Origin of the sequence: Mycobacterium sp. 1245801.1 (assembly GCF_001673055.1) — a bacterium.
Classification (GTDB): Bacteria; Actinomycetota; Actinomycetes; order Mycobacteriales; family Mycobacteriaceae; genus Mycobacterium; species Mycobacterium europaeum_A.
Genome location: NZ_LZKY01000193.1, coordinates 37,794 through 63,166, shown reverse-complemented (window position 1 = coordinate 63,166; position 25,373 = coordinate 37,794). Strand labels below are relative to the sequence as shown.

The window sequence follows — 25,373 nt, the reverse complement described above, 5'->3', positions numbered from 1 at the left end:
ACTAGATCTTTGCGTTGCCGCGCGGCAGTGTCAGCGGAAGATCGGCGTAGGTGGCGATGCCCGGCGCCGCGGCGACGACTGCGGCGATCCCGTTGATGGCCGGCACGGCCGTCATGATGTGGCCGAGGTCCATGAATTCCTCGAGCGTCGTGGCCTCGAAGTACGGCGGCGGCAGGAAGCCGACCTTGGTGGTGACCGTGGGCTGGCCGTCGATCTGGATGACCCAGCCATCCTGCTCGATCTTCCAGTCGGGTTCCAGGGTCTGGCCCTTTTTCCACCGGACGTTGAGGTCGATCAGCGTCTTGTCGTTGACGACGCCCTGCCAGCTGATGTAGGTGCCCGCGACGTGTCCGGCCGGGATGGTCCAGGACGCCATCACGAGATCCTCGGTGGTCTGGGCGAACTCGGCGACGCAGCGCACCTCGTCGAGCTCGACGCCCAGCGCGTCACCCACCAACCGGACGGCCTCACCAAAAATGGCGGTGCCCTTCGCCGCCATCGCCGGCAGGTCGGGATGGTCGATCGGCTGGCCGAAGCCGACGGGCTTCTCGGTCTCCGGCGAGTCATAGAAGGTGGTGTCGGCGGCCTCGTTGACGGTGACCTTGTCGATCCGGTTGCAGACCATGGCCGAAACGATGGCCAACAGTTCGGCGAAGCCGGGGCTGACGCCGGACCCGAAGATGGTGGAGCCGCCCTTCTCGCAGGCCTCCAAGATGCGGTCGCGACCCTCGCCAAGATTGTGGCCGGTGATGAACGACGCCGTGGTCACCACGTTGACGCCCGCGGACAGAATGCGGACCAGTTCGTCCACGTTGATCCACATCGGGTTGTAGACCACGCAGTCCGGCTTCAGCGCCAGCAGCTCATCGATGTCGTTGGTGGCCGCGATCCCGAGCGGCTCGATCCCGACGAGTTCCCCGGCGTCACGGCCCGCCTTCTCCGGCGACCAGGCGTAGCAGCCCACCAGTTCGAGGGTGGGGTTGGTGACGATCGATTTCAGCGAGCTCTTGCCGACGTTTCCGGTGTTCCACTGAACCACTCGATAGGTGTTTGGCACTCGCTCAGCATAGGGAATGACCGGGGTTCTTAGTAGGCCTAATAGGCAGATTCCGAGGCCAATATTTCGGCGAGGAAGGCGTCGCGCGGCGGCCGATCCAGCCGCGACCGAGCCCAGCGCCGCACCCGCTCCCGGATCTGCGGGGATTCCGTGGTTTCTGCGCCCACCAGAACCGAGGTCGCCGACCAGTCGTGGTCCCAGGCCGCCGACTCCGTCAGGGGGCGCCCCTGGCCGTCGGCGAGCTGGACGGTTGCGCGGCCGGTGGCGTCCAGGGTGCCGCGGCCCTCGATGGCTGCGGAACGCAGCCGCACCGCGATGCCGGTGGCCGGGTCCGGCCCGATGACGGCGGCCTGCACCACGGCGACGACCGTCGAGTCGCGGGCCTCGATGCTCCAGTCGACGGTGTTTTCGCCGGCATCGAAGACCGCGGGCGCAACCCCGCTCCAGGCGATGGTGGCGACACCACGGGCTATCGCGCCCGCGCCGCGCGGACCCGCGCCCGCGCCGGCGGCCAGCGCGTAGTCATCGCGGCGATCGGTGGGCAATGCCAGAACGAAACTCGAATCATCAAGCGCCGCAGTGAGTTCAGACCATTCGTCGCCACCGACGCCGACCTCTTCGGCGAGGCCGGCGCCGGCCCGGACCAGGTCTACGACGCGTGAATCAGCGCTGCGCACCTGGCTCATCAGCGCGGCGGCGTGCGGCGCAAGCAGCTGTGTCACATCCGAATCCAGCGTGTCGTCGGCGAAGAAGCCCTGCGCGCCGGCGGTCAGCAGCGCAACCTCGACGTCAAGCAGCGCGCGGTCCAGGCCGGCGAGTCCGTCTTGCCTGCTGGCGGGCCACCACCGGCGCAGCCAATGGCCGGTGGCGAGCCTGCGCAGGGGGGCGACCGAGCCCGGCGCTGGGTCGACGCCCACGAGCTCGATCGTGCGCGGTGGACCCGTCTCGCCGCCCACGGCCGACACCAGCGCGACGTGTCCGGCTTCACCGAGGACGCGCCACAACCAGTCCGCGCGCGACACGTCGGTGAACGTGAGGTGCGGCGCCGCGCCGTCGGGGTCGTCCACCGTCCACGACAGCACCGCACCGCTGACCTCCAGCAGGGCGATCAGAGGCGTTGCGGCAGCGGGGTTTACCGGCCCTGTGCTCCAAAGCCCGGAATCGGCAACCAGTCTCATCCGGCCACCTGCAATTCCAGCATCGCTTTGATTCGCTGCCGGTGATCCAGACTCACCGACCGGGCCACCCCGTCCAGCAGCGCGCGCACGTCGTCGACGTCGTCACAGCGTTCCTGCCAGACGTCACGTCCGTGCAGCCGCGCCCACAGCCGGCTCAGGTAGGGCTGCGCGAAGGCCGCGAGATCGTCGACCACTTGCCGTTGCCGTGGATGAATCGGGCCGTTCTCGGCCAGATACCGCCGGGCGTGCAACACGTACGCTTCCTTGCGCAGCCGCGCCTGTATCTGCGTGGCCAGGTCGTAGCGGCACGATGCGGACGGGTCCAGCGGAGCCAGCTCGACCGCGACCTCGATGCCGGCCACCAGCGTGGCTTGGTTGTCCTCGGCCAGCAACCCCCATGGCGCGCAGGCCCGGTCGACCTCTTCCTCGCACAACATGGGGATTTCGGGTAACGCGTCACGATCCAGGGCGCGTCGCAGGGTCGCCCGCACCCGGTCCACCACACTGCGATCCAGCGGGCGATCACCGTCGGCACCCGGTGAAATCGCCGGAGGGCGTTGCGGGGCAACCGAACTCAGTCCCAGCTCGACGATCGACCAGGGCAATTGGCCGGTATCGGTGCGGGCCAGCGCGCCCAGGTTATACGGGGTGGGGTCGGTGATCATCGCCGACCAGGCGCGCTGACGGGCCGCCGCGGCGCCATGGCCGGCGACCGCACCCAACACCGTGCCGAGCTCGGCCCGCAACGGCTCGATGACGGCTTCTCCCGCCCGGACGTCGCGCCAACTGCGTTCCAACTGTTCGGCCAGCGTGGCAACGACATCGGCATCGGCCACGTATCGATGCAGGACCTCGATCGCGGTGCGATCGCGATCGCGGTGGATCTCGCCGAGCACTGCCGCCGCGGTCTCGTAATCCTGCGGCGTCGGTGGGCCTTTCGTCACGGCGAGTTCGAAGCAGACCGGGAAATACAGTTCCTGGGCGTTCCCGGTGCGAATCCGCTGCCTGCGGCGCTCGAGCTTGAGCGCCTCGAACCAGGCTGCGGCCGAACGCAATTCGGAGCCGCAGCCGACGATGAGATCGTGCATGGCCGCCGCCGTCTCGGGCGTGACGACCGGGGCCGAATAGCCGGGATTGGATCGCAGCCGCAGCACCAACGGGTCGAGGATGCGTTTGACGGTCCGGCTCAACGGGCCGCCGTCATCACCGCTGAGCACCTCCACGCCGGGGCCGATGGCCCGCCACGCCGCCTCGATCACCGAGCGCCGCGGATGGCCCGCCGCCTCGCCCGCCGCGGCGGGCGCTACCTGCGGGTCGGCGCTCATCTGCACAGAATAGGGCCATCGCAAACTTTGCGGCAGCCATAAAGTTGGGTTCGGTAGCCGGTGCGCGGCGGGACGCTGATCGCATGAACACACTGTTGCCGCTGGCCGACTGGCTCCGGTCGCGCCGCCGTCGCGACGCCGGAAATCGCACCGTGGGGGTCGGCACCGTGCGCAAGGTCAAGCGCCAGGTCTTCATCGAGGTGGTGGCCGTTTCGGGCGAGACGTTCATCGGCAAGCTGGCGCGATGCGACGGTGGCCCGGACCTGTCCGTGCTGCGGCCGGGCCTGGTCGTGCTGGTGGCCTTCGATCCGACGGCCCGCGAGGAGCTTTCGCTGCCCGACGACGTGCTGGCCGTACACGCGGCCTGGGTGGCCTCGCTGTGAGCGCTACCGCGCGCCGTCCACGGCGAACGTGACCAAGGCCGCCCAATACAGCGGGCTGGCCTCAACATCACCGTCGCGCCAGCGCCGCATCCGCTCCCGCTGCCACCGATTCACCGCGCATCCCGCCTCCTCGGCGGTGTCGTGGGCGGTGTCCACGGCAGCCACCAGATCGGCCATCGGATCGCCCGGCTGGTCGCCGACAGTAACGGTCGACCCGGTGAATTGCCGGTAGGCGGCGGTCGTCGGCAGCGACCACAACGTCGCGGTCACCAGCTGCGCGCCGTTCAGGATCATCGCCGCCACCAGCCCGGTGGCCTCGTCGAACTGATAGTCACCGCCCGATCCGCAGGCCAGCAGCGCTACCCGGGGCGGCATCGGCAACCGCAGGGTCATCAGGTCCGAGGCGGTCAGTGGGCGATGGTCGCCGATCGCGTCGGCATCGCCGGGGATGTCCGCCGTATCGGCCAAATGCAGGGCCGCCCGGTCCGCCCGGGTCGGGTGATCGTGCTGGTCGTCCGCCGAACTCGCATGCCCGACGTAGAGCAGTCGGCACGGGTGCTGACCGAGCAGGTCGGCGAGCCACCCGCGGTCGGCGTCCTGGCGGCGGAACAGGTCGACGCTGGTGTCGGCGTGTGGCAGCACGGGCCGGCGCCGCATGACGGCGGCGAAGTGCTGCGCCACCGGCGTGTCCGGCGCGGGCCGACCCAACACCGATCCGAGGGCGGAATCGGGCCGTTGACCAGGCACCCGAGGATCCAGAATCAGCAGCGGTGGCCCATCACGCCGGGCCTCCCAGTCGCCCGGCGTGCGCGGCGAGTGCACGATGTTGGGTGGCACCGCCATCAGCACGTCGACCAGTTCCATCAACCGATGGCCGTCGGTCAATTCCGCGATTTCGGCTAGCCGCCAGGGGATTTGGGCCGCGGTGCGGCCGCTGGAGGTGATCGCATCCTGGCGCGCACGCACCAGTTCTTCCTTGCTCGGACCCGATTTCGGGATCGCCAGCAGCCCCCACGGCACCCGGGCCAGCCGTGCGCTGGGCGAGACGAACAGCACCGCCCGCGGCGAGGCCGCGCATTCGGCCAGCAGCTGCCACCCCGCCGTGCCGATGAGCAACACCCCGAGGATGTAGGCGACTGTGAGTTCGGTGTCCGGCGTGGCGAACGGTCCCGTGGTCAGCGCGCGCCCGATGGCGTCGCGGCGGCTTTCGGCGCCGTGCGGCTCGGGCAGGGCAGCGGTGAGTTCCTGCAGCGCGGCCAGCAGCAGCGGTTCTTCCAGCACCCAGGTGACGGTTCTGGACGGCTGGCCGACGATCCGCAGACTGGCGTAGGTGGCGATGCCGAGGTCGGCGTAGCGCAGCACCAGGGTCAGCCGGTCGGGCTCACTCATGGGAACGTCGACCAGGCGGGCTCGGCCGCGGTGACCTCGCGCCCGTAGCGCTGCAAAGCCAGCGCCCGATAGTGACTCAGGATCGGCGCCGCCCCCGGTTGCATTTGCAACGGCGGCAACGGGCCCAGCCTGGTCAGCGACGCGCCACCCGCAATCGGCGGGCCCGCGGCGGCCAGCGCGGCGGGCTCCGTTTCCGCCTCGACGGGAACCGATGCGACGGCCGTCGAAGCCCATTCGCCGATCCGCGGTCGCTGCAGCCCCTCGAAAGCGCCTCGCGCGCTGTGATATTCGACCAGCTCGCTGATCAGCGCGGTGTTCTCCCACTCCCAGGCGACCGCGAAGGCACCGGCCAGGATGGGCGCCGAGATGCCGGTGGCCCAGCGTGCCCGCGCATCGGCGTCGGCGATCGAATAACGCACCGAGTCGACCGCCAGGGCGGCCGGCACCTTGAGCTCGGCTGCCTGTTCGAGCTTGGACATTCCGCGCCAGTACTCCGGCGTGCCGACCTCGCCGCGCAGGATGCCGAGCCCCTCGGCCTGGCGCGCCTCGGTTTCCTGCAGCGTCTCGTCGGGGTCGCCCGAGCTGTCAAAACCCAGGTCGGCCAAAGCGTCGGCGCGCCAGACCGTTCCGAGATGATTGTCCAGCTGGGCGTACTGCAGCCAGCTGCTGCGTGGCGAGGAGTCCAGCAATTCGCGGGCCTGCGCGATGAGCTCGACGGCGTCGGAAAAGCGGCTCCAGAAGATGGCGATCCAGCTGCGCTGCAACAGGATCCGATGCAGGGGCAGCGGCTTTCCCAGTTCGCGCCAGTGCCGTTCGGCATGTCCCCAGCATTCGTCGGCGGCTTCCAGGGCACCGGATCCCAGCCGGGTGAGTCCCAGGTACAGCCAGCACCGGGCGACGTCGTTGGCCCGGTCGTGGCGGGCGATGACGGGGTAGGCCTGACCGACAAGTTCCTCGGTGCCGGCATGGTCGTTGGCCGCCCAGCGCGCCGCCGCGCGCTCCAATTGCGCTCCGGCTGTGGCCAGTTCCCAACCCTTGGCCGCCGCCCGCGCTTCGGCGCGGCGCAGCCACGGCTCGGCCTCCTTCAACCGCCCCGTCTCCACGCAGAACCTGCCGTACCCGGTGGCGCCGGTGATCCACAGGTGGTCGGCGCGCTCACCACCATCGCCGGCTTGACCGATGTTGTCAAGAACCTGTTCCCACAACGGAACTGACCGCACATGCAGGTCGTCGTCGCACAACGCGGTGGCGCACCGGATCCGCGCGTGGGTGCACAGGTACCGGTGTTCGCCGGCGAGGTCGGGGTGGTCTTCTCCGGAGTCGTTGGCGCACAACGACTCTAGCCCGGCCGCCGCGGCCTCGTGATCGCCCAGCGCGGCGGCCAACCCGGTGCGCAGGAACTGCGCCCGTCGCGAGTACCGGCGGGTCATCCGCGCGATCTCACCGTCGGACAGTCGCACCCGCTCGGCCGCATCCGGCATCGTGCCCGCGGCGATAGCGGCGTAGATCGCCAGGCAGTCTTCGATGCGCCGGACGGATTCGCGGACCCCGTCGTACGCCCCGCGCGCCAGGTAGATCTCGCCAAGCTGCCCAAGGGCTTCCAGCATGAGGTCATCCCGGTCGTCGCGTTCGATCCGCGGAATCAGCGACAGCAGCAGTTCGCGGGCACCGGACTCATCGGCGGCGAACGCCAAACGACGCGCCTTGTCCAATTCGTCCGGGATCGACACGGCTGCATCATAAGTCCGCGAGTGCTGCCTGGTTGGCCAAACCGCGAGCGGCGGACGCGTGAGTGAGGCACGTCCGCCGCTCGAGGGCCGCAACCGATCAGCCGCAGGACACCTTGATGTTGAAGTCCTTGGTGATCATTCCCGCCATCGGGTTCTTCATGTCGGCGCCCTGCGCCTGACCGGTGATGGTGTAGGTCTTGCCGTCCACCGCGACGTTGGCCGAACCCACCTTCGCGCCCATGTTGTCGCTGACCGCCAGGGCGTTGCCGTCGACAACCAGGGCCAGCGACTGCACCTTCGGGTTGGCCTCGTCGGTGAGCACCACGGCCAGCGCCTGCTGGGCGCCGCCAGTGGAGCCGCTGCCGATGTTGATCTTGCCGCCGGTCCGCACGCAGGTCACCGACGCGGGGTTCACGCCCGCGAGGTCGGTACCGCCCACCTTGACCTGCGCGCTGGTGCCCGTGGAGGCGCTGGGCGCCGTGCTCGACGCCGGTGCGGCCGAGTGGCCGCCGCTCGAGCACCCCACCAGGGCCACTGAAGCCGCGGCGCAGCCCAGGGTCCCAATCGCAGCTGCGAGAAGACGTTTCACTTGTGGTTCCTTCCTTCGTGCGCCGCCCCGATGGCGTCGTCCTGGCGTCAGTACAGACCGCGACAGCCGCTACCGATCCCAAATTTCGGCCGGCCCGGCGGTAGGCTGCGTCGGTGTCGGAGCCGGCGAAGGGAGTACCGCAATGCTCAGCGTGAAATGGCTGGAAAAGCCTGAGGCCCATGACTTTCCGGCCGCAGCGGACTACCTCAGCATGCTTGCGGGCGCACAAACCGTGAAAAAGGCGATCAAAAAGCTCAAGTCCGGGACGGTGACACACCGCAAGGCCAAGGACATTCTGCGGGCGGCGCGGCTGGGCCTGCTGCCGGTGGACAATCCGCACGTCGCCGCGGACCTGACCAAGATCGAGAAGGGCCTGCCGCTGTCACCCATCCTGCTGGTGCGCGGTGACTTCCGCACCGGGGTTCCGGTGCAGATCGCCGACGGGTACCACCGCGTCTGTGCGAGTTATCACACCGACGAGAACACGGACATTCCCGTGGTCCTCGCGGCCATCGGCGGCTGAACGAAGGGATGATCGTGATCGACATCGACACCGTGGGATCCGTGCAGGTGCTGACCCTGTCGTCGGGTCCGGTCAACGCCCAGGATGTCGAGCTGCTCGAAGAGCTGGCTTCGGCGGTGAACGAGCTGGCGCGTTCGGACGCCGGTGCGCTGGTCGTCACCGGTGCCGGCCGCGCCTTCAGCGCCGGCGTCGACCTCAACCGAGTGGTGCAGGGCGGCGCCGGCTACACCGATCGGCTGGTCCCCGCGCTGTCCGCGGCCTTCGAGGCGATGTTCGGCTATCCGGGACCCACCGTCGCCGCGATCAACGGCGCCGCCATCGCGGGCGGCTGCGTCCTCGCGTGCGCCTGCGACCGCCGCCTGATCAGCCCGCAGGCGCAGGTCGGCGCGGCCGAGGTGCGCGTCGGGGTCCCGTTCCCCGTCGCCGCGCTGGAGGTCATGCGTTACGCGTGCGGGGTGCACGCCGACGAGGTGCTGCTGGGCGGCCGCAACTATCGGGGCGCGGAGGCGGTGGCCCGCGGACTGGCCCACCGCGTCGTCGACGACGAGCTCCTCGCGGCGGCGCTGGCGGAGGCGTCGGACCTGGGCAGCATCCCGCCCGACGCCTACCGGCAGACCAAGACCCAGTTGCATGCCCCGACGACGGCGCGGATCCAGGAGGCCCGCGGTGTGGATGACGAGGTTCGCCGGATGTGGGGCACGGACGAGACGCTGGGACGGATCGCCGCCTATGTGGAGCGGCTGCGGCGCCGCTGACTAGTTCTCGTCGACGGTTTCGTCCAGGGCGACACCGGTCGGCGTGCGCCTGCGCCGCATTCGGTGCGACCCCTTGCCGGTCGGGCGCCGGTTACGCAACTTGGCCCGCGACTCGTCGGGCTCGTCGCCCTCGGCCGCTTCGGCGTCCTCGATCGGTGTTGCCTCGGTTGCCGGCTCCGGCTTGGGCTCGGTGGCCACGGCGGGTTCCGCGGCCGGCTCAGCCTGGTCGGCGTCCGCGGTCTCTTCGACTTCCCCGGCGGCGGTCTCCTCCTCGTCCGCCTCGTCGGCTTCGTCCGCCTCGGCCTCGTCGGCGGCCGTCTCGGTGTCGGCCTCCTCGCCCTTCTTGCGCCGCACGCGACGCTTCTTGGGCTTCTTCGCCTTGATCGGTTTGGGCGGCGGCGGGGGCAGCTCGGCGACGAAGGAGAGGTAGAAGGCGAAAAAGCCGAGCAACGCGATCGCGGCGGCGGCGCCGTAGATGCCGAACAGCCACCGCCCGGCGGCGTCCAGGCTCAGCCAGATCTCGCTGATCGCCGTCCCGATGATCAGCACACCGGCCAGCACGTGGGCCACGATCGACCAGATCCTGATGGACAAGGCCAGCTGCGGCGTCCCCAGCTCGGGCTTGCGGGTGCGCAGCTGGGTAAACACCACCGGCAGCGCCGCGAGCGCAATGAGGGCGCCCGTCACGATGCGCAGCGCCATCCCCAGCGTGCGTGAGGTGTCGCCCATCAGCTCCGGCCAGCGGGGCAACACGAAGAAGAAGTAGAGGGCGCCGGCAGCGAGGGCGAACACCAGGTGCCATGGCACGGCGATCTTGCGCCCCATACCCCTCCTCGTGCTGGTGAATTCACGCCAGCCTAAGGCGGCCGACCCGAATCCATATCAATTCGTACCTGTCCGCTAGGCGGACAAATGGCGGAGGATGCGGGATTTGAACCCGCGAGGGCTGTTAACCCAACCCGCGTTCCAGGCGAGCGCCATAGGCCACTAGGCGAATCCTCCGTGGCCATGGTAACCGAGGGCCCAACGGCCGCCGCCAGTTGCTCGTCGTCCACCCCGGGGCAGGTATTAGACTCATCGCTGGACCCCGCGCGGCGTCTATCCTGTGAACTCCCCCAGGGCCGGAAGGCAGCAAGGGTCAATGGGCTCTGTCGGGTGCGCGGGGTCCCCTAGGTCAAATGGGTGCCGACCCGCTGCGCGCGGGGCTGCCGCGCTTGCGATCGCCGCTATGCATCATCGGTGACGACCCGCCGCGCCCGGTCCCCCCGCAAGCGGGAGGTACCCCCGGCGCCGCGCTTGCGGCCGCCACCAATGCCGACAGCGAAAGGGTTCACGGTGTCGCTGGAGTCCCTCACCCCGGCCGAGCTCGCGGCCGCAAACGCCCGCCACCAGCAGGATTACGCGGCCCTGCAGGCCAAGAAGCTTTCTCTGGACCTGACCCGCGGGAAACCGGCCCCCGCCCAGCTGGACCTGTCCAACCAGCTGCTGAGCCTGCCCGGCGACGACTACCGCGACAGCGAGGGGACCGACGCCCGCAACTACGGCGGCCTGCACGGCCTGCCCGAACTGCGGGCCATCTTCGGCGAGCTGCTCGGCATCCCGGTGCAGAACCTGATCGCGGGCAACAACTCCAGCCTGGAACTGATGCACGACCTCGTCGCCTTCTCGATGCTGTACGGCGGCGTGGACTCGCAGCGGCCCTGGAAGGACGAACCGACCGTCAAGTTCCTGTGCCCCGTCCCCGGCTACGACCGGCACTTCGCCATCACCGAGACGATGGGCATCGAGATGATCCCCGTCCCGGTGCTGTCCGACGGGCCCGACGTCGACCTGATCGAAGAGCTGGTCGCCGCCGACCCGGCCATCAAGGGCATGTGGACGGTGCCGGTGTTCGGCAACCCGACCGGGGTCACCTACTCCTGGGACACCGTCCTGCGGCTGGTCCAGATGCGGACGGCGGCGCCGGACTTCCGGCTGTTCTGGGACAACGCCTATGCGGTGCACACTCTGACGCACGACTTCATCCGGCAGGTCGACGTGCTCGGGCTGGCGGCCGCCGCCGGCAACCCCCATCGCCCGTACGTGTTCGCATCCACCTCCAAGATCACCTTCGCCGGCGCCGGCGTGAGCTTCTTGGGCGGATCGCTGGGCAACATCGCGTGGTACCTGCAGTACGCGTCGAAGAAATCGATCGGACCCGACAAGGTCAACCAGCTGCGGCACCTGCGCTTCTTCCGTGACGCCGACGGCGTGCGCCTGCACATGCTGCGGCACCAGCAGATCCTGGCGCCGAAGTTCGCCCTGGCCGCCGAGATCCTGGATCAGCGGCTCAGCGACTCCAAAATCGCGTCCTGGACCGACCCCAAGGGCGGCTACTTCATCAGCCTCGACGTGCTGCCCGGCACGGCCAAGCGGACCGTCGCGCTGGCCAAGGACGCGGGTATCGCGGTGACCGAGGCCGGTGCGTCGTTCCCGTACCGGAAAGATCCGAAGGACACCAACATTCGGATCGCGCCGACCTTCCCGTCGCTGCCGGACCTGCGCGAGGCCGTCGACGGCCTGGCCACCTGCGCCTTGCTCGCGGCGTCGGAGTCGCTGCTGGCGTCGTCCGCCTCGAGTGTGAACTAGCCGACCCCGCCGGGCCGCATCGTCGTCGGCGGACGCCGGTAACCTGCTGACCGTGGCCCTCTACCGCAAATACCGACCGGCAACCTTCGCCGAAGTGGTGGGTCAGGAGCACGTCACCGAACCGCTGTCGATCGCCCTGGAAGCCGGCCGGATCAACCACGCGTATCTGTTCTCCGGGCCACGCGGCTGCGGGAAGACCTCCTCGGCGCGCATTCTGGCCCGCTCGCTGAACTGCGCGCAGGGGCCGACGGCCACCCCCTGCGGGGTCTGCGATTCCTGCCAGGCGCTGGCGCCCAACGCCCCCGGCAGCATCGACGTGGTCGAACTCGACGCCGCCAGCCACGGCGGTGTGGACGACACCCGCGAGCTGCGCGACCGCGCGTTCTACGCGCCGGCCCAGTCGCGCTACCGCGTGTTCATCGTCGACGAGGCGCACATGGTGACCACGGCGGGATTCAACGCGCTGCTCAAGATCGTCGAGGAGCCCCCCGAGCACCTGATCTTCATCTTCGCCACCACCGAACCGGAGAAGGTGCTGCCGACCATCCGGTCGCGCACCCATCACTACCCGTTCCGGCTGCTGCCGCCGAAGACCATGCGCGCGTTGATCGCTCGGATCTGCGAACAGGAGGGCGTCGCCGTCGACGACGCCGTCTACCCGCTGGTGATCCGCGCCGGCGGCGGCTCGCCCCGCGACACCCTTTCGGTGCTGGATCAGCTGGTGGCCGGCGCCGAAGGCGCCCACGTGACCTATCAGCGGGCGCTGGGCCTCCTCGGCGCCACCGACATGGCCCTGATCGACGACGCCGTGGACGCGCTCGCCGCCGCCGACGCCGCGGCGCTGTTCGGTGCGGTGGAGTCGGTGATCGATGCCGGCCACGACCCACGGCGTTTCGCCACCGATCTGCTGGAGCGGTTCCGCGACCTGATCCTGCTGCAGGCCGTCCCGGACGCGGCGAGCCGCGGCGTGGTGGACGCGCCGGAGGACGTGCTGGAGCGCATGCGTGAGCAGGCCACCCGGATCGGGCCGGCAACGCTGACCCGCTACGCCGAGGTGGTGCAGGCCGGGCTGGGGGAGATGCGCGGAGCCACCGCGCCGCGCCTGCTGCTCGAGGTCGTGTGCGCGCGACTGCTGCTGCCCTCGGCCAGTGACACCGAATCCGCCCTGCTGCAACGCGTCGAGCGCATCGAGACCCGGCTGGACATGTCCATTCCCGGCTCCGAGGCCACCGCCGCTGCGCCGCGCAGCGCGCCGGCGGCGGCCGAACCCGAGGCACCCGCCCGGTTCACCCGGCGGTCCGCGGCGGGCGCCGCCAAGCCCGAGCCGAAACCCGAGCCCAAGCTCGAGGCCAAGCCGGTCCCGGTCGCCGAACCGACCCCCGAGCCGCCCCCGGCGCCCGCGCCCGAACCGGCCGCGGCCCCGCCGCCGGCGGCCGAATCAGCCTCTGCGCCAGGCGAACTCAACACCGCCGCGGTGCGCAGCATGTGGCCGACGGTGCGCGAAAAGGTCCGTCAGCGCAGCCGCACCACCGAGGTGATGCTGGCCGGTGCGACCGTCCGGGCCCTCGAGGGCAACACGCTGGTGCTGAGCCATGAGTCGGCGCCGCTGGCCAAGAGGCTCTGCGAACAGCGCAACGCCGACGTCATCGCCGAAGCGCTCAAAGACGCGCTCGGCGTCAACTGGCGGGTGCGGTGTGAGGCGGGCGCGCCGGCCGCCGTGCCGACGGCCCCGCCCGCCGGCGGGGGAAGCGGCCCGGCCGCCAGCGCGCCGGAGCCCGCACCCGACCCGGATTCCGCGCGGCGCGACGAAGAAGAGGAACACATGCTCGCCGAAGCGGTCCGCGACGAGCCGTCGGCGCCGCGCCGCGACCCCGAAGAGGTCGCGCTGGAATTGCTACAGAACGAGTTGGGCGCCCGCCGCATCGACAACGGCTAGCCGAGGCGGGCGGGTCAGGGCGTCCACCACGGCCGCAGCGGCAGGTTGTCGTCGCCGCGCGGGTCGACCTTGGCGGCCAGCACGTGATGCAGCTGAAGGTTGTTCTGTTCGAACGCCACCCGCGATGCCGCCATGTACAGGCCCCACACCTTGGCGGTCGGCAAGCCGACCTCGGCGACGGCCGCGTCCCAGTGCTCGACCAGATTGCGGCACCAGTCGCGCAGCGTCATCGCGTAGTGATGGCGGAAGTTCTCCGCGTGCAACACCTCGAAGCCCGCATCCTGGATGTCGCTGGTGATGCGGCCCGAGCCGGTCAGCTCCCCGTCCGGGAAGACGTAGCGATCGGTGAACCCGCCGGCGAACGAGGTCGAGGTGTTGTCGTGGCGGGTGATGCAGTGGTTGAGCAGCAGCCCGCCGGTGCGCAGCTTCGACTTCAGGAAGCCGAAGTAGGCGGGGTAGTTCTTGACGCCGATGTGCTCGGTCAGCCCGATCGAGGACACCGCGTCGAACCGCGTCTCGCCGACGTCGCGGTAGTCGCTGTGCCGCACCTCGGCCAGCTCGGTGAGGCCTTCGTCGGCGATCGCCCGCTGCGCCCACTTCGCCTGCTCGGCCGACAGGGTGGCGCCGATGGCCCGCACGCCGCGGCGCGCGGCGTAGCGCACCATCCCGCCCCAACCGCAGCCGACGTCGAGCAGCCGGTCGCCCGGCTGCAGCCGCAACTTCTCGAAGATCAGCCGGTACTTGTTCTGCTGGGCGTCCTCCAGCGTCGCCTCGGCGTTGGGATACACCGCGCAGGTATAGGTCATCGATGGGCCCAACACCAGTTCGTAGAAGGTGTTGGAGACGTCGTAGTGGTGGTGGATGGCCTCGGCGTCGCGGGTCTTGCTGTGCATCAACCCTTCGGTGACCCGGCGCCACCGCGGCCGGGTTTCCTGGGGTGGCGGTGACACCGGCAGCAACCGCTCGAAGCCCATCGAACGGACGACATTGGCCAGCACCCGTGCCGGTGGCCGCTTGAATTCGACCCGATCGGTCAGCGTCTTGAGCAGTTGGTAAGGATCACCCGGATGCACGCCGTATGCCTGCAGGTCGCCCGCCACATAGGCGCGGGCCAGGCCGAGCTCGCCGGGCGCGGTGGCCAGGTAGGTGGCGCCGCGGGGGGTCCGAAGGTCCAGGCCCAGTTCGGCGTCCTCGCTTCCGGCGGTGCTGCCGTCGTAGGCGGTGAACTTCAGCGGATGTCGGCCGGTCGCGGCGAAGACCTCCAGGATCTCGGCCATGCTGAGTTTGCCCGTCGACGAGCGGTGCGGTTCTTTTGTCGTCGTCATCGCCGTTGCACCGCCTTTGCGTAGAGGTCGAGTAAGCGAGAATCGGGGTCATAGGTTTTCTTGACGGTGTTGTAGGCCTCGCCGCCGTACAACTCGTCGAAGTCCTCGCGGGAGTAGAACGAGTCGGAGTACAGCGACTTGTGCCCGTCGAGCTCGCTCACCTTGGCTTCGATCATCCGGTTGGTGGCGCCCTCGCATGGGCCGGCCGGCACCGACGACCAGAAGCCCACGTTGACGTAGGTGTGATCCGGCCGCATCGGGTACAGCGGCCAGCCGTCGTGGTCGCGCAGACGCAACGGGCACAACCAGATTGGCGTGATGGGGACGCTGTCGAGGAACCACTCCAAAAACTCGCAGGTCCGTTCGACCGGCACCTCGACGTCTTGCACCACCCGTTCGCGCGGTGGTCGGCCGTTGCGCTTCTCGATCCGGTCGGCGATGCCGAACCGCTGATCCAGCGCGATGAGCTTCCAGTAGAAGCTGCTGCGCCGGTAGCGGCGCGGCCACCAGCGGCGCAGCCGCGGGTCCTGGACGCCGAACGCGCGCGAGCACCAGAACCAATCGGTGTCCCAGCGCCAGAAGTAGTCGTTGATGGTCAGCCGGTCATCCTTGGTGGCTTCGACGCCCGCGGAGTCGTGCCGGATGGACTGGTAGTAGATGTCGCGGCCGGTGTAGTCGCTGACCGGGCCGGGAGTGGTGGTCCGCCGGCCCACACACAGGTAGCTTTCATCGGCGCTGAAGACCACGCCGTCGAGGTAGTCCACCGGCGTCCCGCCCTGCCCGCCGGTGTCGATGATGCGTTCCATCGCCGCGACCAGATCCGGCAGCGAGCGGAATCGGACGTGACGCAGCGCCACGAACGGCGCGACCGGTTCCAGCTCGATCCGAAGCCGTGTCGAATAACCAAGCGTCCCATAGGAATTCGGGAAGGCACGGAAGAGGTCGGCGTGCTGGGTGCGCGACGCGGTGAGCAAATCGCCAGCGCCGGTGAGGATGTCCATCTCCAGCACGGATTCATGCGGGAGGCCGTTGCGAAACGACGACGACTCGATGCCCAGTCCGCTCACCGCGCCGCCGAGGGTGATGGTCTTGAGCTGGGGGACGACCAGTGGCGCAAGGCCGTACGGCAGCGTGGCGGCGACCAGGTCCGCGTACGTGCACATGCCGGCCACGTCGGCGGTGCGGGTTTCGGGATCCACGCTCAGAACCCCGGTCAGTCCCGACGTGTCCAGGCCGGGCGCATCGCGTTTGGTGCGGGCGCGGAACAGATTTGACGTCGGCTTGGCCAGCCGGACGGCAGACGTTGCCGGGATGGATCGATAACTTGCCATCATCCGGTCGACGCCGGACTTGTGGGCCGAGAGTGCAGATCCAAGGACAGGCACCAGATATACCCTAGTCTTCGACAACAGCCCGTGCACCCGTCGCGAGCGGGCGGTACCGGGGAAATCAGCATGAGGAGGGGTCGCCTTGGGACAGGTGAGCGCAGAGAGCACCATCTTGATCAACGCGGAGCCCGCGGCAACCCTTGCCGCCGTCGCGGACTACCAGAACGTCCGCCCGAAGATTCTGTCGCCGCAGTACAGCGACTACCAGGTGGTGCAGGGCGGTCAGGGCGCGGGCACGATCGCCAAGTGGAAGCTGCAGGCCACCAAGTCACGCGTGCGCGACGTGCAGGCCGACGTCGACGTGGCCGGGCACACCGTCATCGAAAAGGACGCGAACTCGTCCATGATCATCAACTGGACGGTGGCCCCCGCCGGGCCCGGCTCCAGCGTCACCGTGAAGACCACCTGGACCGGCGCTGGCGGCGTGAAGGGCTTCTTCGAAAAGACCTTTGCGCCGTTGGGGCTGAAGAGGATTCAGGGCGAGGTGCTGGCCAACCTGAAGAAGGAACTGGAGAGCTGACCTAGCGGGGCGACGATGGCGGCCGGAACGGCCGGTTGAGGAGCCCCGCAATCAAGCTCAGCGCGCCTGGCCCTGCGAGGCCAAGAACCCCGCGACGCCGCGGACCAGTGCGTCGGCATACTTCTGCCGGCCCTCGGCGGATTCCATCAGCGCCGAGTCGGCGGGGTTCTTCATGTTGCCGCACTCGACGAGGATGGACGGGTACTGCGCCAGGTTCAGGCCGGTCAGATCCGAGCGGCCGTAGAGACCGTTCTGGCCGATGTAATTGGCCGGCGGGATCCCCGAGCCCTGCATCTGGTCGCGCATGATCCGCGCGTACTGCACCGACGGGCCCGCCTGCACCTGGTTGAGCGGCGGCGCCGAGTAGTTGACGTGGAATCCCCGCCCGGACGGCGGACCGCCGTCGGCGTGAATGGACAGGACCGCGTTGGGATGCAGCGCGTTGGCCGCGTTCGCGCGTTCGTCGACGCACGGCCCCAGGCCGGTGTCGTTGGCGCGGGACAGCGCGGTCCGCACGCCGAGGGCGCTCAGTTCGGCGCGCACCCGCAGCGCGGTGTCCCAGGTGAAGCTGTGCTCCATGTAGCCGGTGTTGGTCGCGGTTCCGCTGGTCTGACAGTCCTTCGTGCCGCCACGGCCGGTGGGCACCTGACGGTTGATGGAGCCGTCGTTGGAGCCGTTATGGCCCGGGTCGATGAAAACCACCATGCCGGCGATGTTGGACGGGACCGCCCCCGCGGTGGGCATGATCGCCGTCGAAGCGGCGACGAGCACACCGACCGCCAATTTGATCCCGACACGTCTGCTCAGTCGTAGGTCCACGGCGCAAAGCTAACGCCGAGCGGTCTACGCTGGGGGTTTCGAATCGCCGGAGACTCACGAGCGAAACCAACTCGAGACCAAGATGCGAGGGGATTGTCATGCAACCCGGAGGCGACATGTCGGCGCTGCTCGCCCAGGCGCAGCAGATGCAGCAAAAGCTCATGGAAGCCCAGCAACAACTGGCGAACGCCGAGGTGCATGGTCAGGCCGGCGGGGGTTTGGTGCAGGTCGTCGTCAAGGGCAGCGGCGAGGTGATCGCGGTGAAGATCGACCCGTCCGTCGTCGACCCATCGGACATCGAGACCCTGCAGGATTTGATCGTCGGCGCGATGGGGGACGCGTCCAAGCAGGTCACCCGGATGGCCCAGGAGCGGTTGGGGTCGCTGGCCGGCGGCTTCGGTCCCCCGCCGGGGCAGCCGCCCGCGCCGGCGCAGGGGCTCTAGGCGCTCCGCCACCGTCATGTTCGAAGGACCCGTCCAGGATTTGATCGACGAGCTCGGCAAGCTGCCGGGCATCGGGCCCAAGAGCGCTCAGCGCATCGCGTTCCACCTGTTGTCGGTGGAACCGCCGGACATCGACCGGCTGACCGCGGTGCTGGCCAAGGTTCGCGACGGCGTGCGGTTCTGTGCGGTGTGCGGCAACGTCTCCGACAACGAGCGGTGCCGGATCTGCGCGGATCCCCGCCGGGACAGCTCGCAGGTGTGCGTGGTCGAAGAGCCCAAGGACGTCCAGGCCGTCGAGCGCACCCGCGAGTTCCGCGGCCGCTACCACGTTTTGGGCGGTGCGCTCGATCCGCTGTCCGGGGTGGGGCCCGATCAGCTGCGGATCCGCGAGCTGTTGAGCCGGATCGGCGAGCGGGTCGACGACGTCGACATCACCGAGGTGATCATCGCCACCGACCCGAACACCGAGGGCGAGGCGACGGCCACCTACCTGGTGCGGATGCTGCGCGACATCCCCGGCCTGACCGTGACCCGGATCGCGTCGGGGCTGCCGATGGGCGGGGACCTGGAATTCGCCGACGAGTTGACGCTCGGTCGCGCCCTGGCCGGGCGCCGGGCCATGGTCTGACGTTCGTCAGGCCTTACTCAACTGGAACGGCCGGGTGACGGTCTTCCCGGGCTCTCCGCCACACGCGTCCGTCGTCGTCTGCTGGCCTTCGCCGGCGAGCGACACGGCATCGAAGCTGTAGTCGACGGTCACCGGAGCGATTACGCCGTTCGGGCACTGCGCCTGGGCCGTGCCGCTGTGCGTCCATCGCCCGTTGGCGAGGTGGAACTCCCAGCTGGTGACCAACGTCCCGCCATCTTGGGAGGTCGCCCGGGTGCAGTCCGATCCGCACGGGACGAAAAGCCAGGCGGTCGGTTTGTCGTTGTCCGTGTAGAGCACGTTGTACCGGCCGTTCAGCACTTCGGGGTTGGCGTGCGCCGGTGCCGACGACGCGAGAAACGCGGCGGTCAACGCGGCGCCGGCGGCAAGTCTGTGGCTGATCTTCGTCATCTCGTTTCGTCCTAGCGGGCCGCCAGCCGCTCGCGGCGCAGCAAGTCGACCTCCGGCATCGGCAGCGGCGCCAGCTCGCCGACCACCGTGCCGAGCAGCAGGTCGGCCAGCTGCGGGTTGCGGGCCAGGCATGGGCCGTGCATGTAGGTCGCGATCACGCTGCCCTGCACTGCGCCGTCGAAGCCGTCACCGGACCGGTTGCCCGCGCCCTTGACCACCGCGCCCAGCGGCGACGCCGCCGGCCCCAGCACGGTGCCGCCGCGGTGGTTCTCGAATCCGGTGAGGCGCTCGGTCAGGCCCGCCAGCAGCGGCTTGGTCGCCAGCTCGCCGATGGTGCGCACCTGTTGCGGCGACGTCGTCGCGTCCAGCATGCCCACGCCGTCGACGCGTTCCCCGGCCGACGTTTCATACCAGTGCCCGAGCACCTGAACGGCCGCGCAGATCGCCAGCACCGGAGCGCCCCGGTCCGCGGCGCGCTGCAGGCCCGGGTATTTGATCAGGTGCCGGGTGGCCAGGCGCTGCGCGTAGTCCTCCGCGCCGCCCAGCGTGTAGAGATCCAGCGACTCGGGAACCGGGTCGGCCAGCGTGATCTCGACGATCTCGGCGGCGATGCCGCGCAGCCGGAGCCGTTGCCGCAGCACCAGCGCGTTGCCGCCGTCGCCGTAGGTGCCCATCACGTCGGGCAGCACCAGCCCGATCCGTACCACCGAGTCAGCCATGGCGCGCCAATGCCCGTTGCAGCTGCAGGAACGCCGTGTAGTTGGCGACGACCTCCACCCGTCCGGGCGGGCACGACGCGATCGCGGCGACGGTGTCGTGCACCAGGGTGTGCTCGACGCCCGCATAGCCGAGCCGCACCGCCAGGTCGGTGCCGCGCTCCCCGGCGGCCACCACCGCGGTCTCCTCGCGCTGCTGAAGCTCGCCGGATTCACCTCGTGCACGAGGCTCACCGGCGAGAAGCTCGAACCGCACGTCCCAGAGCCACGACAGGTCCTCCCCGTCGGGCACCTGGCCGTTGACCGAGATGACCACCCCGGCCGCGTGCTTGTCCACCATCGACAGCGCCTCCTGCCAGCCGGCCGGGTTCTTCGCCAGGAGGATGCGCACCTCGTGCGCGCCGACCCGGACCGTCCGATAGCGCCCGGCGACCTCGTCGACGGTCGAGACGGCCGCCACCGCCTTGCCGGGATCGGCGCCCAACGCCACGGCGGCCGCGACGGCCTGGGCGGCGTTGCCCCGGTTGACCGCGCCGGGCAACGCCAGCCGCATCGGCAGCGAGAGGCCGTCCGGCCCGTAGAGGCTCTCGTCGTCGAACCACCACTGCGGGCTAGGGCGTTTGAAGTCCGCGCCCGTGGAATACCAGTGGCCCCGGTCGCGGACGATGACCTCGCCGCTGCGCGGGCAGCTGACCGAGTCGTTCGACCACGACCCACCCGCGGCCACCCACACCACGTTCGGGCTGTCGTAGGCGGCCGAGGTCATCAACACGTCGTCGCAGTTGGCCACGACGACCGCCCCCGGGTGCCGGGCCAGGCCCGCGCGCAGGGTCCGTTCGATGACGTTGATCTCGCCGACCCGGTCCAGCTGGTCGCGCGACAGGTTGAGCAGCACGACGACGCCGGGGTCGACGGCGTCGGACACGTGCGGGACGTGCATTTCGTCGACTTCCAGGGCCGCCAGCGGCGCACCCCGGTTGGCGGCCAGCGCGGCGATCAGGCCGGCGTCCATGTTGGCGCCCTCGGCGTTGGTGGCCACCGAACCGAGCGTCGCCAGCGCGGCCGACGTCATGCGGGTGGTGGTGGATTTGCCGTTGGTGCCGGTGACGATGACGGTGCGCCGTCCCGCGGCGAGTTGCCGGAGCACCGAGCGGTCCAGCGTCATCGCGATCAGGCCGCCGATCATCGCCCCGGCGCCGCGGCCGGTCACCCGCGATGCCCAGCGCGCGCTCGCCCCTGCGGCGAGGGCCAGACGGGCACGGGTGGTAACCACCCCGGAAGTTTAAATGTGCCACCCCGACACGGCGTCTTTCGACCGGGTGATGTCGGTCGGCCGTGCCATCCTCAGTGCATGAGCGGGGTGTCCTGGGGTCGGCCGGCCAGCGAGCCGGACGCCGGGTGGGCCGTCGTCGACGTCGAGACGTCGGGTTTCCGGCCGGGTCAGGCGCGGATTATCAGCGTGGCCGCGCTCGGCCTGGACGCCGACGGCAACGTCGAGCAGTCGGTGGTGAGCCTGCTCAACCCCGGGGTGGACCCGGGCCCCACGCACGTGCACGGCCTGACCGCCGCCATGCTGGAAGACCAGCCGCAATTCGCCGACATCGTCGGCGACGTGGCCGAGGTGCTGCGTGGGCGCACCCTGGTCGCCCACAACGTGGCGTTCGATTACGCGTTTCTCGCTGCCGAAGCCGAACTGGCCGAGACCGAACTGCCCGTCGACAGCGTCATGTGCACTGTGGAGCTGGCCCGGCGGCTGGACCTCGGCATCGACAACTTGCGGCTGGAGACGCTCGCGGCGCACTGGGGCGTCACCCAGGAGCGGCCGCACGACGCCTTCGACGACGCGATGGTGCTGACCGGTGTGCTGGCTTCGGCGCTCAAGCTCGCCCGCGAGGGCGACATCTGGTTGCCGATCCACCCGGTGACCCGGCGCCGCTGGCCGAACGGCCGCGTCACGCATGACGAGCTGCGCCCGCTGAAGGTGCTGGCCTCCCGGATGCCCTGCCCGTATCTGAACCCGGGTCCCTACGTCGGCGGCCGACCGCTGGTGCAGGGCATGCGTGTGGCGCTGGCCGCCGAGGTCGGCCGCACCCACGAGGAACTCGTGGAACGGATCCTGCATGCCGGGCTGGCCTACAGCGACGCGGTCGACCGGGAGACCTCGCTGGTGGTCTGTAACGACCCCGCCCCCGAGCAGGGCAAGGGCTACCTCGCGCGGCAGCTGGGGGTGCCGGTGCTCTCCGACGCGGAGTTCATAGCCGGCATCGGCGCGGTGATCGGCGGCACCAGCATGGACGAATTCACCGACGTCCGGGCGCTGGATCAGCAGCTCGCGCTGTTCTGACAGCTGCTTTGCCCGTCAGGGGCCGCCGTGCCAGTGTTCGATGCGGTGATGGTCGGGAGCGAATCCGTGCTCGACGCCCCACAACACTGCCTGGGTGCGACTGCCGAGGCCGAGCTTGCGATAGATCGTCCGAATGTAGGACTTCACGGTGTTAGGACTCAGGTAGGTCAACCGCGCCACGTCCGCGTTGCTCTTACCCTGGGTGATCAGCGCAAGGATCTCCGCTTCGCGATCGCTGAGTCCTTCACCGCGACCCGGCCAGTCCAGCCCGGGCGCGCTGCGCGCTCGGCCTGCCACCGGACTGATGACCACTTCACCGGAATGCACGGCCTCTAAAGCGGCAACCAGCTCGCGCGCCGGAAGAGTCTTGGAGAGATAGCCTCGCGCGCCGCGCTGCCGTGCGCTGGCGATGAGATCGGGGTGAAAGTTCCACGTATATACGACGACTCGGCGCGCTCGCGGGTTGGCAACCAGAATTCCGATCTCTTCGTGATCGGACTCGGGTTGGGCGAATGAGTCGTACAGCACGATGTCGACCGCGTCATCGACGGGCATGGTGGAGTCGAGTTCTGCGATGACGACGCGGTCTCGGTACGGGTCCAGCATGTTGGCTACGCCCTTGACGACAACGTCGTAGTCGTCGACGAGCGCGACGGTGATCGGCGTTCGGGATCGCGACTCGGGCGGCATGCCGACGAGATTACCTACCTAAGGGTGTATTGGTACCCCCCTTAAGGGTGGTCGACTGAGCTCAGCGTCGGGCAACCGGCCGAACCAAGCAGTCAGGCATTTCAAGGGGAAGGCGCACCATGATCATTCTCGGTATCGTCCTGCTGATCGCGGGATTTCTGCTCAAGATGTCCATCTTGTGGACCCTCGGGATCATCCTCGTTGTGATCGGAGCAATCCTGGCGGTCCTGGGAAGCACCGGCCGGGCGGTCGGCGGCCGACGGCATTACTTCTGAGACGGCCGCCGCGCATCGCCTGGGACGCACTGCCGCGAGTTCTCGAGTGGCTGCTCGCCGTTTAGCGTTCAGGGCCCATCAGCGGGGGACTCGCCGCCACGGCGCCGTGGCGGCGAGTCCCCCGCATTAGCGCTGTTTGATCACCCGCGAGCGGCGCGGTTGACCGCCGACACGACCGCGCGCAGCGACGCAGAGGTGATGGACGGCGCGATGCCGACCCCCCACACCGTCTGACCGCCGACCGGACCTGATGGGTGCCGACCCGCTTCGCCCGGCAACGCCGCGCTCGCGATCGACACCGGACCTGATGGGTGCCGACCCGCTTCGCCCGGCAACGCCGCGCTCGCGATCGACACCGACGCCTCCACGTAGGCCGCGGCCTGCGCGTCGTCACCGGCGCTCATGGCGTGTTCGGAGTAGTCCAGGACGGCCACGTCGAAGCCGACACCGCCGAGCGCGTGCACGAACGCGGCCAGCGGGCCGTTGCCCTGCCCGCTGATCTCGGTCTCCACCCCGTTGATCTTGACCGTCGCGGTGATGCGGGTGACCCCGCTGTCGTCCTCCGCCGCGTCGACGCGCTGTTTGATCCGCTCCAGCGGCAGTACCGGGGCCAGATACTCCTCGGAGAAGGCATCCCACATCTCCTTGGGGCTGACCTCGCCGCCTTCTCCCTCGCTGATCTTCTGCACCACCTGGGAGAACTCGATCTGCAGCCGGCGCGGCAGGGCCAGGCCGTGATCGGCCTTCATGATGTAGGCCACCCCGCCCTTGCCCGACTGCGAGTTGACCCGGATCACCGCCTCGTAGGTACGCCCGACATCCTTGGGGTCGATCGGCAGGTACGGCACCTGCCAGAGCATGTCCTCGACGTCCGCGCCGGCCTCATCAGCGTCGACCTTCATCTGGTCCAGGCCCTTGTTGATCGCGTCCTGGTGGCTGCCGGAGAACGCGGTGTAGACCAGGTCGCCGCCGTACGGGTGCCGTTCGTGCACCGGCAGCTGGTTGCAGTACTCCACGGTGCGGCGGATCTCGTCGATGTTCGAGAAGTCGATCTGCGGGTCCACGCCGCGGGAGAACAGGTTCAGCCCCAGCGTCACCAGGCACACATTGCCGGTGCGCTCGCCGTTGCCGAACAGGCAGCCCTCGATGCGGTCGGCCCCGGCCTGATAGCCCAATTCGGCTGCGGCGACGGCGGTTCCGCGGTCGTTGTGCGGATGCAGGCTCAGGATGACCGATTCGCGGTTGGCCAGGTTGCGGCTCATCCACTCGATCGAATCGGCGTAGACGTTGGGCGTGGCCATCTCGACGGTGGCGGGCAGGTTGAAGATGATCGGGTTGTCCGGGGTCGGTGCGATGATCTCGCCGACGGCGTCGCATACCTGTTTGGCGTATTCCAGCTCGGTGCCGGTGTAGGACTCCGGCGAGTACTCGAACCGCCACCGGGTGCCGGGGTATTTGGCGGCTTCCTCGACGCACTTGCGGGCGCCTTCAGTCGCGATGGCCTGCACCGCGGCGCGGTCGGCGCGGAACACGACGCGGCGTTGCAGGATCGACGTCGAGTTGTAGAAGTGCACGATGGCCTGCGGCGCGCCGTCGCACGCCTCGAAGGTGCGCTCGATCAGCTCCGGCCGGCACTGGGTCAGCACCTGGATGGTGACGTCGTCGGGGATGGCGCCGTCGGTGATGATTTCGCGGACGAAGTCGTAGTCGGTCTGGCTGGCCGACGGGAATCCGACTTCGATTTCCTTGTAGCCCATGCGAACCAACAGATCGAACATGCGGCGCTTGCGTGCCGGGCTCATCGGGTCGATCAGCGCCTGATTGCCGTCACGCAGGTCCACCGCGCACCACAGCGGCGCATGAGCGATGACCCGGTCCGGCCAGGTCCGGTCGGGCAGCCGGATGGGCTCGACCTCTTCGGCGAAGGGCCGGTACCGGTTAACCGGCATGGACGAGCCGCGCTGCGGGTTCCAGGTGGGCTGCCCGGGCGCTGGTGGGCCCGCGGGCGAGACGATGGTGCGTGTCGAACTGAATGCGTCGGGATTAGAAGTCACGGTGATTGCTCCGGGGTATCAGAAGGGAACTTCAGACCGGCGCATCGCGAACACCCGCGACGGGAAGCCGGTCTGGATCAGACCCCGTCGCGGCGTCCGAGGAGGAGCACCCGCTGCACGTCCTGCACTTTACCGCTTATGGCGCCTTGTTAAAAATGCCGCCGAGACGGTAGCGAATGCGCGGGCCGGGGAACCAGGTATCGCGACGTAAATCACCATGCGGTGGCACGTATTCTGTTGTGGACTTAT

Annotated in this window: 25 protein-coding genes, 1 tRNA gene and 1 other RNA gene; 11 read left to right on the top strand and 16 right to left on the bottom strand. The window is 69.2% G+C overall.

The genetic code is table 11. From position 1 onward, the window contains the following. Window position 1: 1 nt before the first annotated feature. Genes A5622_RS12385 through A5622_RS12375 form a run of 3 tightly spaced genes read right to left on the bottom strand, consistent with a single transcriptional unit; the run spans window position 2 to window position 3,560 of the window. Window positions 2-1,057, bottom strand: coding sequence for a dihydrodipicolinate reductase (locus A5622_RS12385; RefSeq protein WP_066868290.1), 1,056 nt, complete (start codon window positions 1,055-1,057; stop codon window positions 2-4). Window positions 1,058-1,095: 38 nt separating this feature from the next. Beyond that, window positions 1,096-2,235, bottom strand: a complete 1,140-nt coding sequence (locus A5622_RS12380; RefSeq protein ID WP_066878781.1) for a hypothetical protein — start codon at window positions 2,233-2,235, stop codon at window positions 1,096-1,098. Next, complete coding sequence (locus A5622_RS12375; RefSeq protein ID WP_066868294.1) at window positions 2,232-3,560, bottom strand: hypothetical protein; 1,329 nt, start codon at window positions 3,558-3,560, stop codon at window positions 2,232-2,234. The genes A5622_RS12380 and A5622_RS12375 overlap by 4 nt, the downstream gene beginning before the upstream one ends. Window positions 3,561-3,604: 44 nt before the next feature. On the opposite strand from A5622_RS12375, the gene A5622_RS12370 reads away from it, so the two are divergent. Continuing rightward, entirely contained in the window at window positions 3,605-3,943 is a 339-nt protein-coding gene (locus tag A5622_RS12370) for a hypothetical protein (protein WP_066868296.1), read from the top strand. Window positions 3,944-3,946: 3 nt separating this feature from the next. On the opposite strand, the gene A5622_RS12365 is transcribed toward A5622_RS12370, so the two are convergent. The 3 genes from A5622_RS12365 to A5622_RS12355 form a co-directional block, all read right to left on the bottom strand. Next, entirely contained in the window at window positions 3,947-5,332 is a 1,386-nt protein-coding gene (locus tag A5622_RS12365; protein ID WP_066878779.1) for a CHAT domain-containing protein, read from the bottom strand. Beyond that, window positions 5,329-7,062 (bottom strand): hypothetical protein, encoded by a 1,734-nt coding sequence (locus A5622_RS12360; RefSeq protein WP_066868300.1) that lies wholly within the window; start codon window positions 7,060-7,062, stop codon window positions 5,329-5,331. Before A5622_RS12360 ends, A5622_RS12365 begins: the two co-directional genes overlap by 4 nt. A 97-nt stretch (window positions 7,063-7,159) precedes the next feature. Continuing rightward, window positions 7,160-7,618, bottom strand: coding sequence for a lipoprotein LpqH (locus A5622_RS12355; RefSeq protein WP_197498105.1), 459 nt, complete (start codon window positions 7,616-7,618; stop codon window positions 7,160-7,162). Window positions 7,619-7,793: 175 nt separating this feature from the next. Here A5622_RS12355 and A5622_RS12350 point away from each other — a divergent pair, with 175 nt between their 5' ends. Then, a complete protein-coding gene (locus A5622_RS12350) occupies window positions 7,794-8,174 on the top strand; it encodes a hypothetical protein (protein ID WP_066868304.1) in 381 nt (126 codons plus the stop codon). 8 nt (window positions 8,175-8,182) lie between these two features. Continuing rightward, window positions 8,183-8,929: an enoyl-CoA hydratase/isomerase family protein gene (locus A5622_RS12345; RefSeq protein WP_066878778.1), complete on the top strand. Its 747-nt coding sequence runs from the start codon at window positions 8,183-8,185 to the stop codon at window positions 8,927-8,929. Here the strand turns inward: A5622_RS12345 and A5622_RS12340 are convergent, their stop codons facing one another. Together A5622_RS12340 and A5622_RS12335 are read right to left on the bottom strand one after the other, a co-directional pair. Then, window positions 8,930-9,754, bottom strand: a complete 825-nt coding sequence (locus tag A5622_RS12340; protein ID WP_066868307.1) for a hypothetical protein — start codon at window positions 9,752-9,754, stop codon at window positions 8,930-8,932. A gap of 88 nt (window positions 9,755-9,842) precedes the next feature. Continuing rightward, window positions 9,843-9,931: transfer RNA gene (locus A5622_RS12335), tRNA-Ser, on the bottom strand. Window positions 9,932-10,007: 76 nt separating this feature from the next. On the opposite strand from A5622_RS12335, the gene ffs reads away from it, so the two are divergent. The 3 genes from ffs (at window position 10,008) to A5622_RS12320 (ending at window position 13,493) form a co-directional block, all read left to right on the top strand. After that, window positions 10,008-10,104, top strand: an RNA gene (ffs, locus tag A5622_RS12330) — signal recognition particle sRNA small type. Between the two features lie 160 nt (window positions 10,105-10,264). Continuing rightward, the gene (locus tag A5622_RS12325; protein ID WP_156752937.1) at window positions 10,265-11,557 is read left to right on the top strand and encodes an aminotransferase class I/II-fold pyridoxal phosphate-dependent enzyme; all 1,293 of its coding nucleotides are present in this window, start codon (window positions 10,265-10,267) and stop codon (window positions 11,555-11,557) included. Between the two features lie 52 nt (window positions 11,558-11,609). Beyond that, on the top strand, window positions 11,610-13,493 hold the full coding sequence (locus A5622_RS12320) for a DNA polymerase III subunits gamma/tau (protein WP_066878774.1): 1,884 nt from the start codon (window positions 11,610-11,612) through the stop codon (window positions 13,491-13,493). Between the two features lie 14 nt (window positions 13,494-13,507). On the opposite strand, the gene A5622_RS12315 is transcribed toward A5622_RS12320, so the two are convergent. Together A5622_RS12315 and A5622_RS12310 are read right to left on the bottom strand one after the other, a co-directional pair. Further along, window positions 13,508-14,818, bottom strand: coding sequence for a class I SAM-dependent methyltransferase (locus A5622_RS12315; RefSeq protein WP_197499506.1), 1,311 nt, complete (start codon window positions 14,816-14,818; stop codon window positions 13,508-13,510). Further along, on the bottom strand, window positions 14,815-16,206 hold the full coding sequence (locus A5622_RS12310) for an FAD-binding oxidoreductase (RefSeq protein WP_066878798.1): 1,392 nt from the start codon (window positions 16,204-16,206) through the stop codon (window positions 14,815-14,817). Before A5622_RS12310 ends, A5622_RS12315 begins: the two co-directional genes overlap by 4 nt. A gap of 82 nt (window positions 16,207-16,288) precedes the next feature. On the opposite strand from A5622_RS12310, the gene A5622_RS12305 reads away from it, so the two are divergent. Then, a complete protein-coding gene (locus A5622_RS12305) occupies window positions 16,289-16,726 on the top strand; it encodes an SRPBCC family protein (protein WP_066868313.1) in 438 nt (145 codons plus the stop codon). Window positions 16,727-16,783: 57 nt separating this feature from the next. Here A5622_RS12305 and A5622_RS12300 read toward each other — a convergent pair whose 3' ends face one another. Then, window positions 16,784-17,545, bottom strand: a complete 762-nt coding sequence (locus A5622_RS12300; RefSeq protein WP_197498099.1) for an Rv3717 family N-acetylmuramoyl-L-alanine amidase — start codon at window positions 17,543-17,545, stop codon at window positions 16,784-16,786. A gap of 98 nt (window positions 17,546-17,643) precedes the next feature. On the opposite strand from A5622_RS12300, the gene A5622_RS12295 reads away from it, so the two are divergent. Beyond that, on the top strand, window positions 17,644-17,988 hold the full coding sequence (locus tag A5622_RS12295; RefSeq protein WP_066868317.1) for a YbaB/EbfC family nucleoid-associated protein: 345 nt from the start codon (window positions 17,644-17,646) through the stop codon (window positions 17,986-17,988). Between the two features lie 16 nt (window positions 17,989-18,004). Beyond that, window positions 18,005-18,616 carry a recombination mediator RecR gene (gene recR, locus A5622_RS12290; RefSeq protein ID WP_066878771.1) on the top strand — a complete coding sequence of 204 codons (612 nt, stop codon included), beginning with the start codon at window positions 18,005-18,007 and terminating at the stop codon, window positions 18,614-18,616. A 6-nt stretch (window positions 18,617-18,622) separates the two neighbouring features. Here recR and A5622_RS12285 read toward each other — a convergent pair whose 3' ends face one another. The 3 genes from A5622_RS12285 to A5622_RS12275 are packed head-to-tail and all read right to left on the bottom strand — an operon-like array spanning window position 18,623 to window position 21,034. Continuing rightward, window positions 18,623-19,045 carry a hypothetical protein gene (locus tag A5622_RS12285; RefSeq protein WP_066878769.1) on the bottom strand — a complete coding sequence of 141 codons (423 nt, stop codon included), beginning with the start codon at window positions 19,043-19,045 and terminating at the stop codon, window positions 18,623-18,625. A gap of 11 nt (window positions 19,046-19,056) precedes the next feature. Next, on the bottom strand, window positions 19,057-19,752 hold the full coding sequence (locus A5622_RS12280; protein ID WP_156749053.1) for a type 1 glutamine amidotransferase: 696 nt from the start codon (window positions 19,750-19,752) through the stop codon (window positions 19,057-19,059). A gap of 4 nt (window positions 19,753-19,756) precedes the next feature. Continuing rightward, complete coding sequence (locus tag A5622_RS12275; RefSeq protein WP_066868323.1) at window positions 19,757-21,034, bottom strand: Mur ligase family protein; 1,278 nt, start codon at window positions 21,032-21,034, stop codon at window positions 19,757-19,759. A 78-nt stretch (window positions 21,035-21,112) separates the two neighbouring features. Between A5622_RS12275 and A5622_RS12270 the strand changes: the two genes are divergently transcribed. Beyond that, entirely contained in the window at window positions 21,113-22,105 is a 993-nt protein-coding gene (locus A5622_RS12270) for a DEDDh family exonuclease (RefSeq protein ID WP_066878767.1), read from the top strand. A 15-nt stretch (window positions 22,106-22,120) separates the two neighbouring features. Here A5622_RS12270 and A5622_RS12265 read toward each other — a convergent pair whose 3' ends face one another. Next, entirely contained in the window at window positions 22,121-22,795 is a 675-nt protein-coding gene (locus A5622_RS12265; protein WP_066878765.1) for a response regulator transcription factor, read from the bottom strand. Between the two features lie 119 nt (window positions 22,796-22,914). Here A5622_RS12265 and A5622_RS29655 point away from each other — a divergent pair, with 119 nt between their 5' ends. Then, entirely contained in the window at window positions 22,915-23,070 is a 156-nt protein-coding gene (locus A5622_RS29655) for a DUF6131 family protein (protein WP_165827896.1), read from the top strand. 140 nt (window positions 23,071-23,210) lie between these two features. On the opposite strand, the gene leuA is transcribed toward A5622_RS29655, so the two are convergent. Continuing rightward, window positions 23,211-25,124: a 2-isopropylmalate synthase gene (leuA, locus tag A5622_RS12260; RefSeq protein WP_369829236.1), complete on the bottom strand. Its 1,914-nt coding sequence runs from the start codon at window positions 25,122-25,124 to the stop codon at window positions 23,211-23,213. Window positions 25,125-25,373 lie beyond the last annotated feature (249 nt).

Excerpts from the sequence above, each read along its gene's own strand:
- A5622_RS12380 (WP_066878781.1), bottom strand. The coding sequence starts at position 2,235 with ATGAGACTGGTTGCCGATTCCGGGCTTTGGAGCACAGGGCCGGTAAAC.
- A5622_RS12375 (WP_066868294.1), bottom strand. The coding sequence starts at position 3,560 with ATGAGCGCCGACCCGCAGGTAGCGCCCGCCGCGGCGGGCGAGGCGGCG.
- A5622_RS12365 (WP_066878779.1), bottom strand. The coding sequence starts at position 5,332 with ATGAGTGAGCCCGACCGGCTGACCCTGGTGCTGCGCTACGCCGACCTC.
- A5622_RS12350 (WP_066868304.1), top strand. The coding sequence starts at position 7,794 with ATGCTCAGCGTGAAATGGCTGGAAAAGCCTGAGGCCCATGACTTTCCG.
- A5622_RS12345 (WP_066878778.1), top strand. The coding sequence starts at position 8,183 with ATGATCGTGATCGACATCGACACCGTGGGATCCGTGCAGGTGCTGACC.
- A5622_RS12340 (WP_066868307.1), bottom strand. The coding sequence starts at position 9,754 with ATGGGGCGCAAGATCGCCGTGCCATGGCACCTGGTGTTCGCCCTCGCT.
- A5622_RS12315 (WP_197499506.1), bottom strand. The coding sequence starts at position 14,818 with ATGACGACGACAAAAGAACCGCACCGCTCGTCGACGGGCAAACTCAGC.
- A5622_RS12295 (WP_066868317.1), top strand. The coding sequence starts at position 17,644 with ATGCAACCCGGAGGCGACATGTCGGCGCTGCTCGCCCAGGCGCAGCAG.
- recR (WP_066878771.1), top strand. The coding sequence starts at position 18,005 with ATGTTCGAAGGACCCGTCCAGGATTTGATCGACGAGCTCGGCAAGCTG.
- A5622_RS12285 (WP_066878769.1), bottom strand. The coding sequence starts at position 19,045 with ATGACGAAGATCAGCCACAGACTTGCCGCCGGCGCCGCGTTGACCGCC.
- A5622_RS12270 (WP_066878767.1), top strand. The coding sequence starts at position 21,113 with ATGAGCGGGGTGTCCTGGGGTCGGCCGGCCAGCGAGCCGGACGCCGGG.
- A5622_RS12265 (WP_066878765.1), bottom strand. The coding sequence starts at position 22,795 with ATGCCGCCCGAGTCGCGATCCCGAACGCCGATCACCGTCGCGCTCGTC.
- A5622_RS29655 (WP_165827896.1), top strand. The coding sequence starts at position 22,915 with ATGATCATTCTCGGTATCGTCCTGCTGATCGCGGGATTTCTGCTCAAG.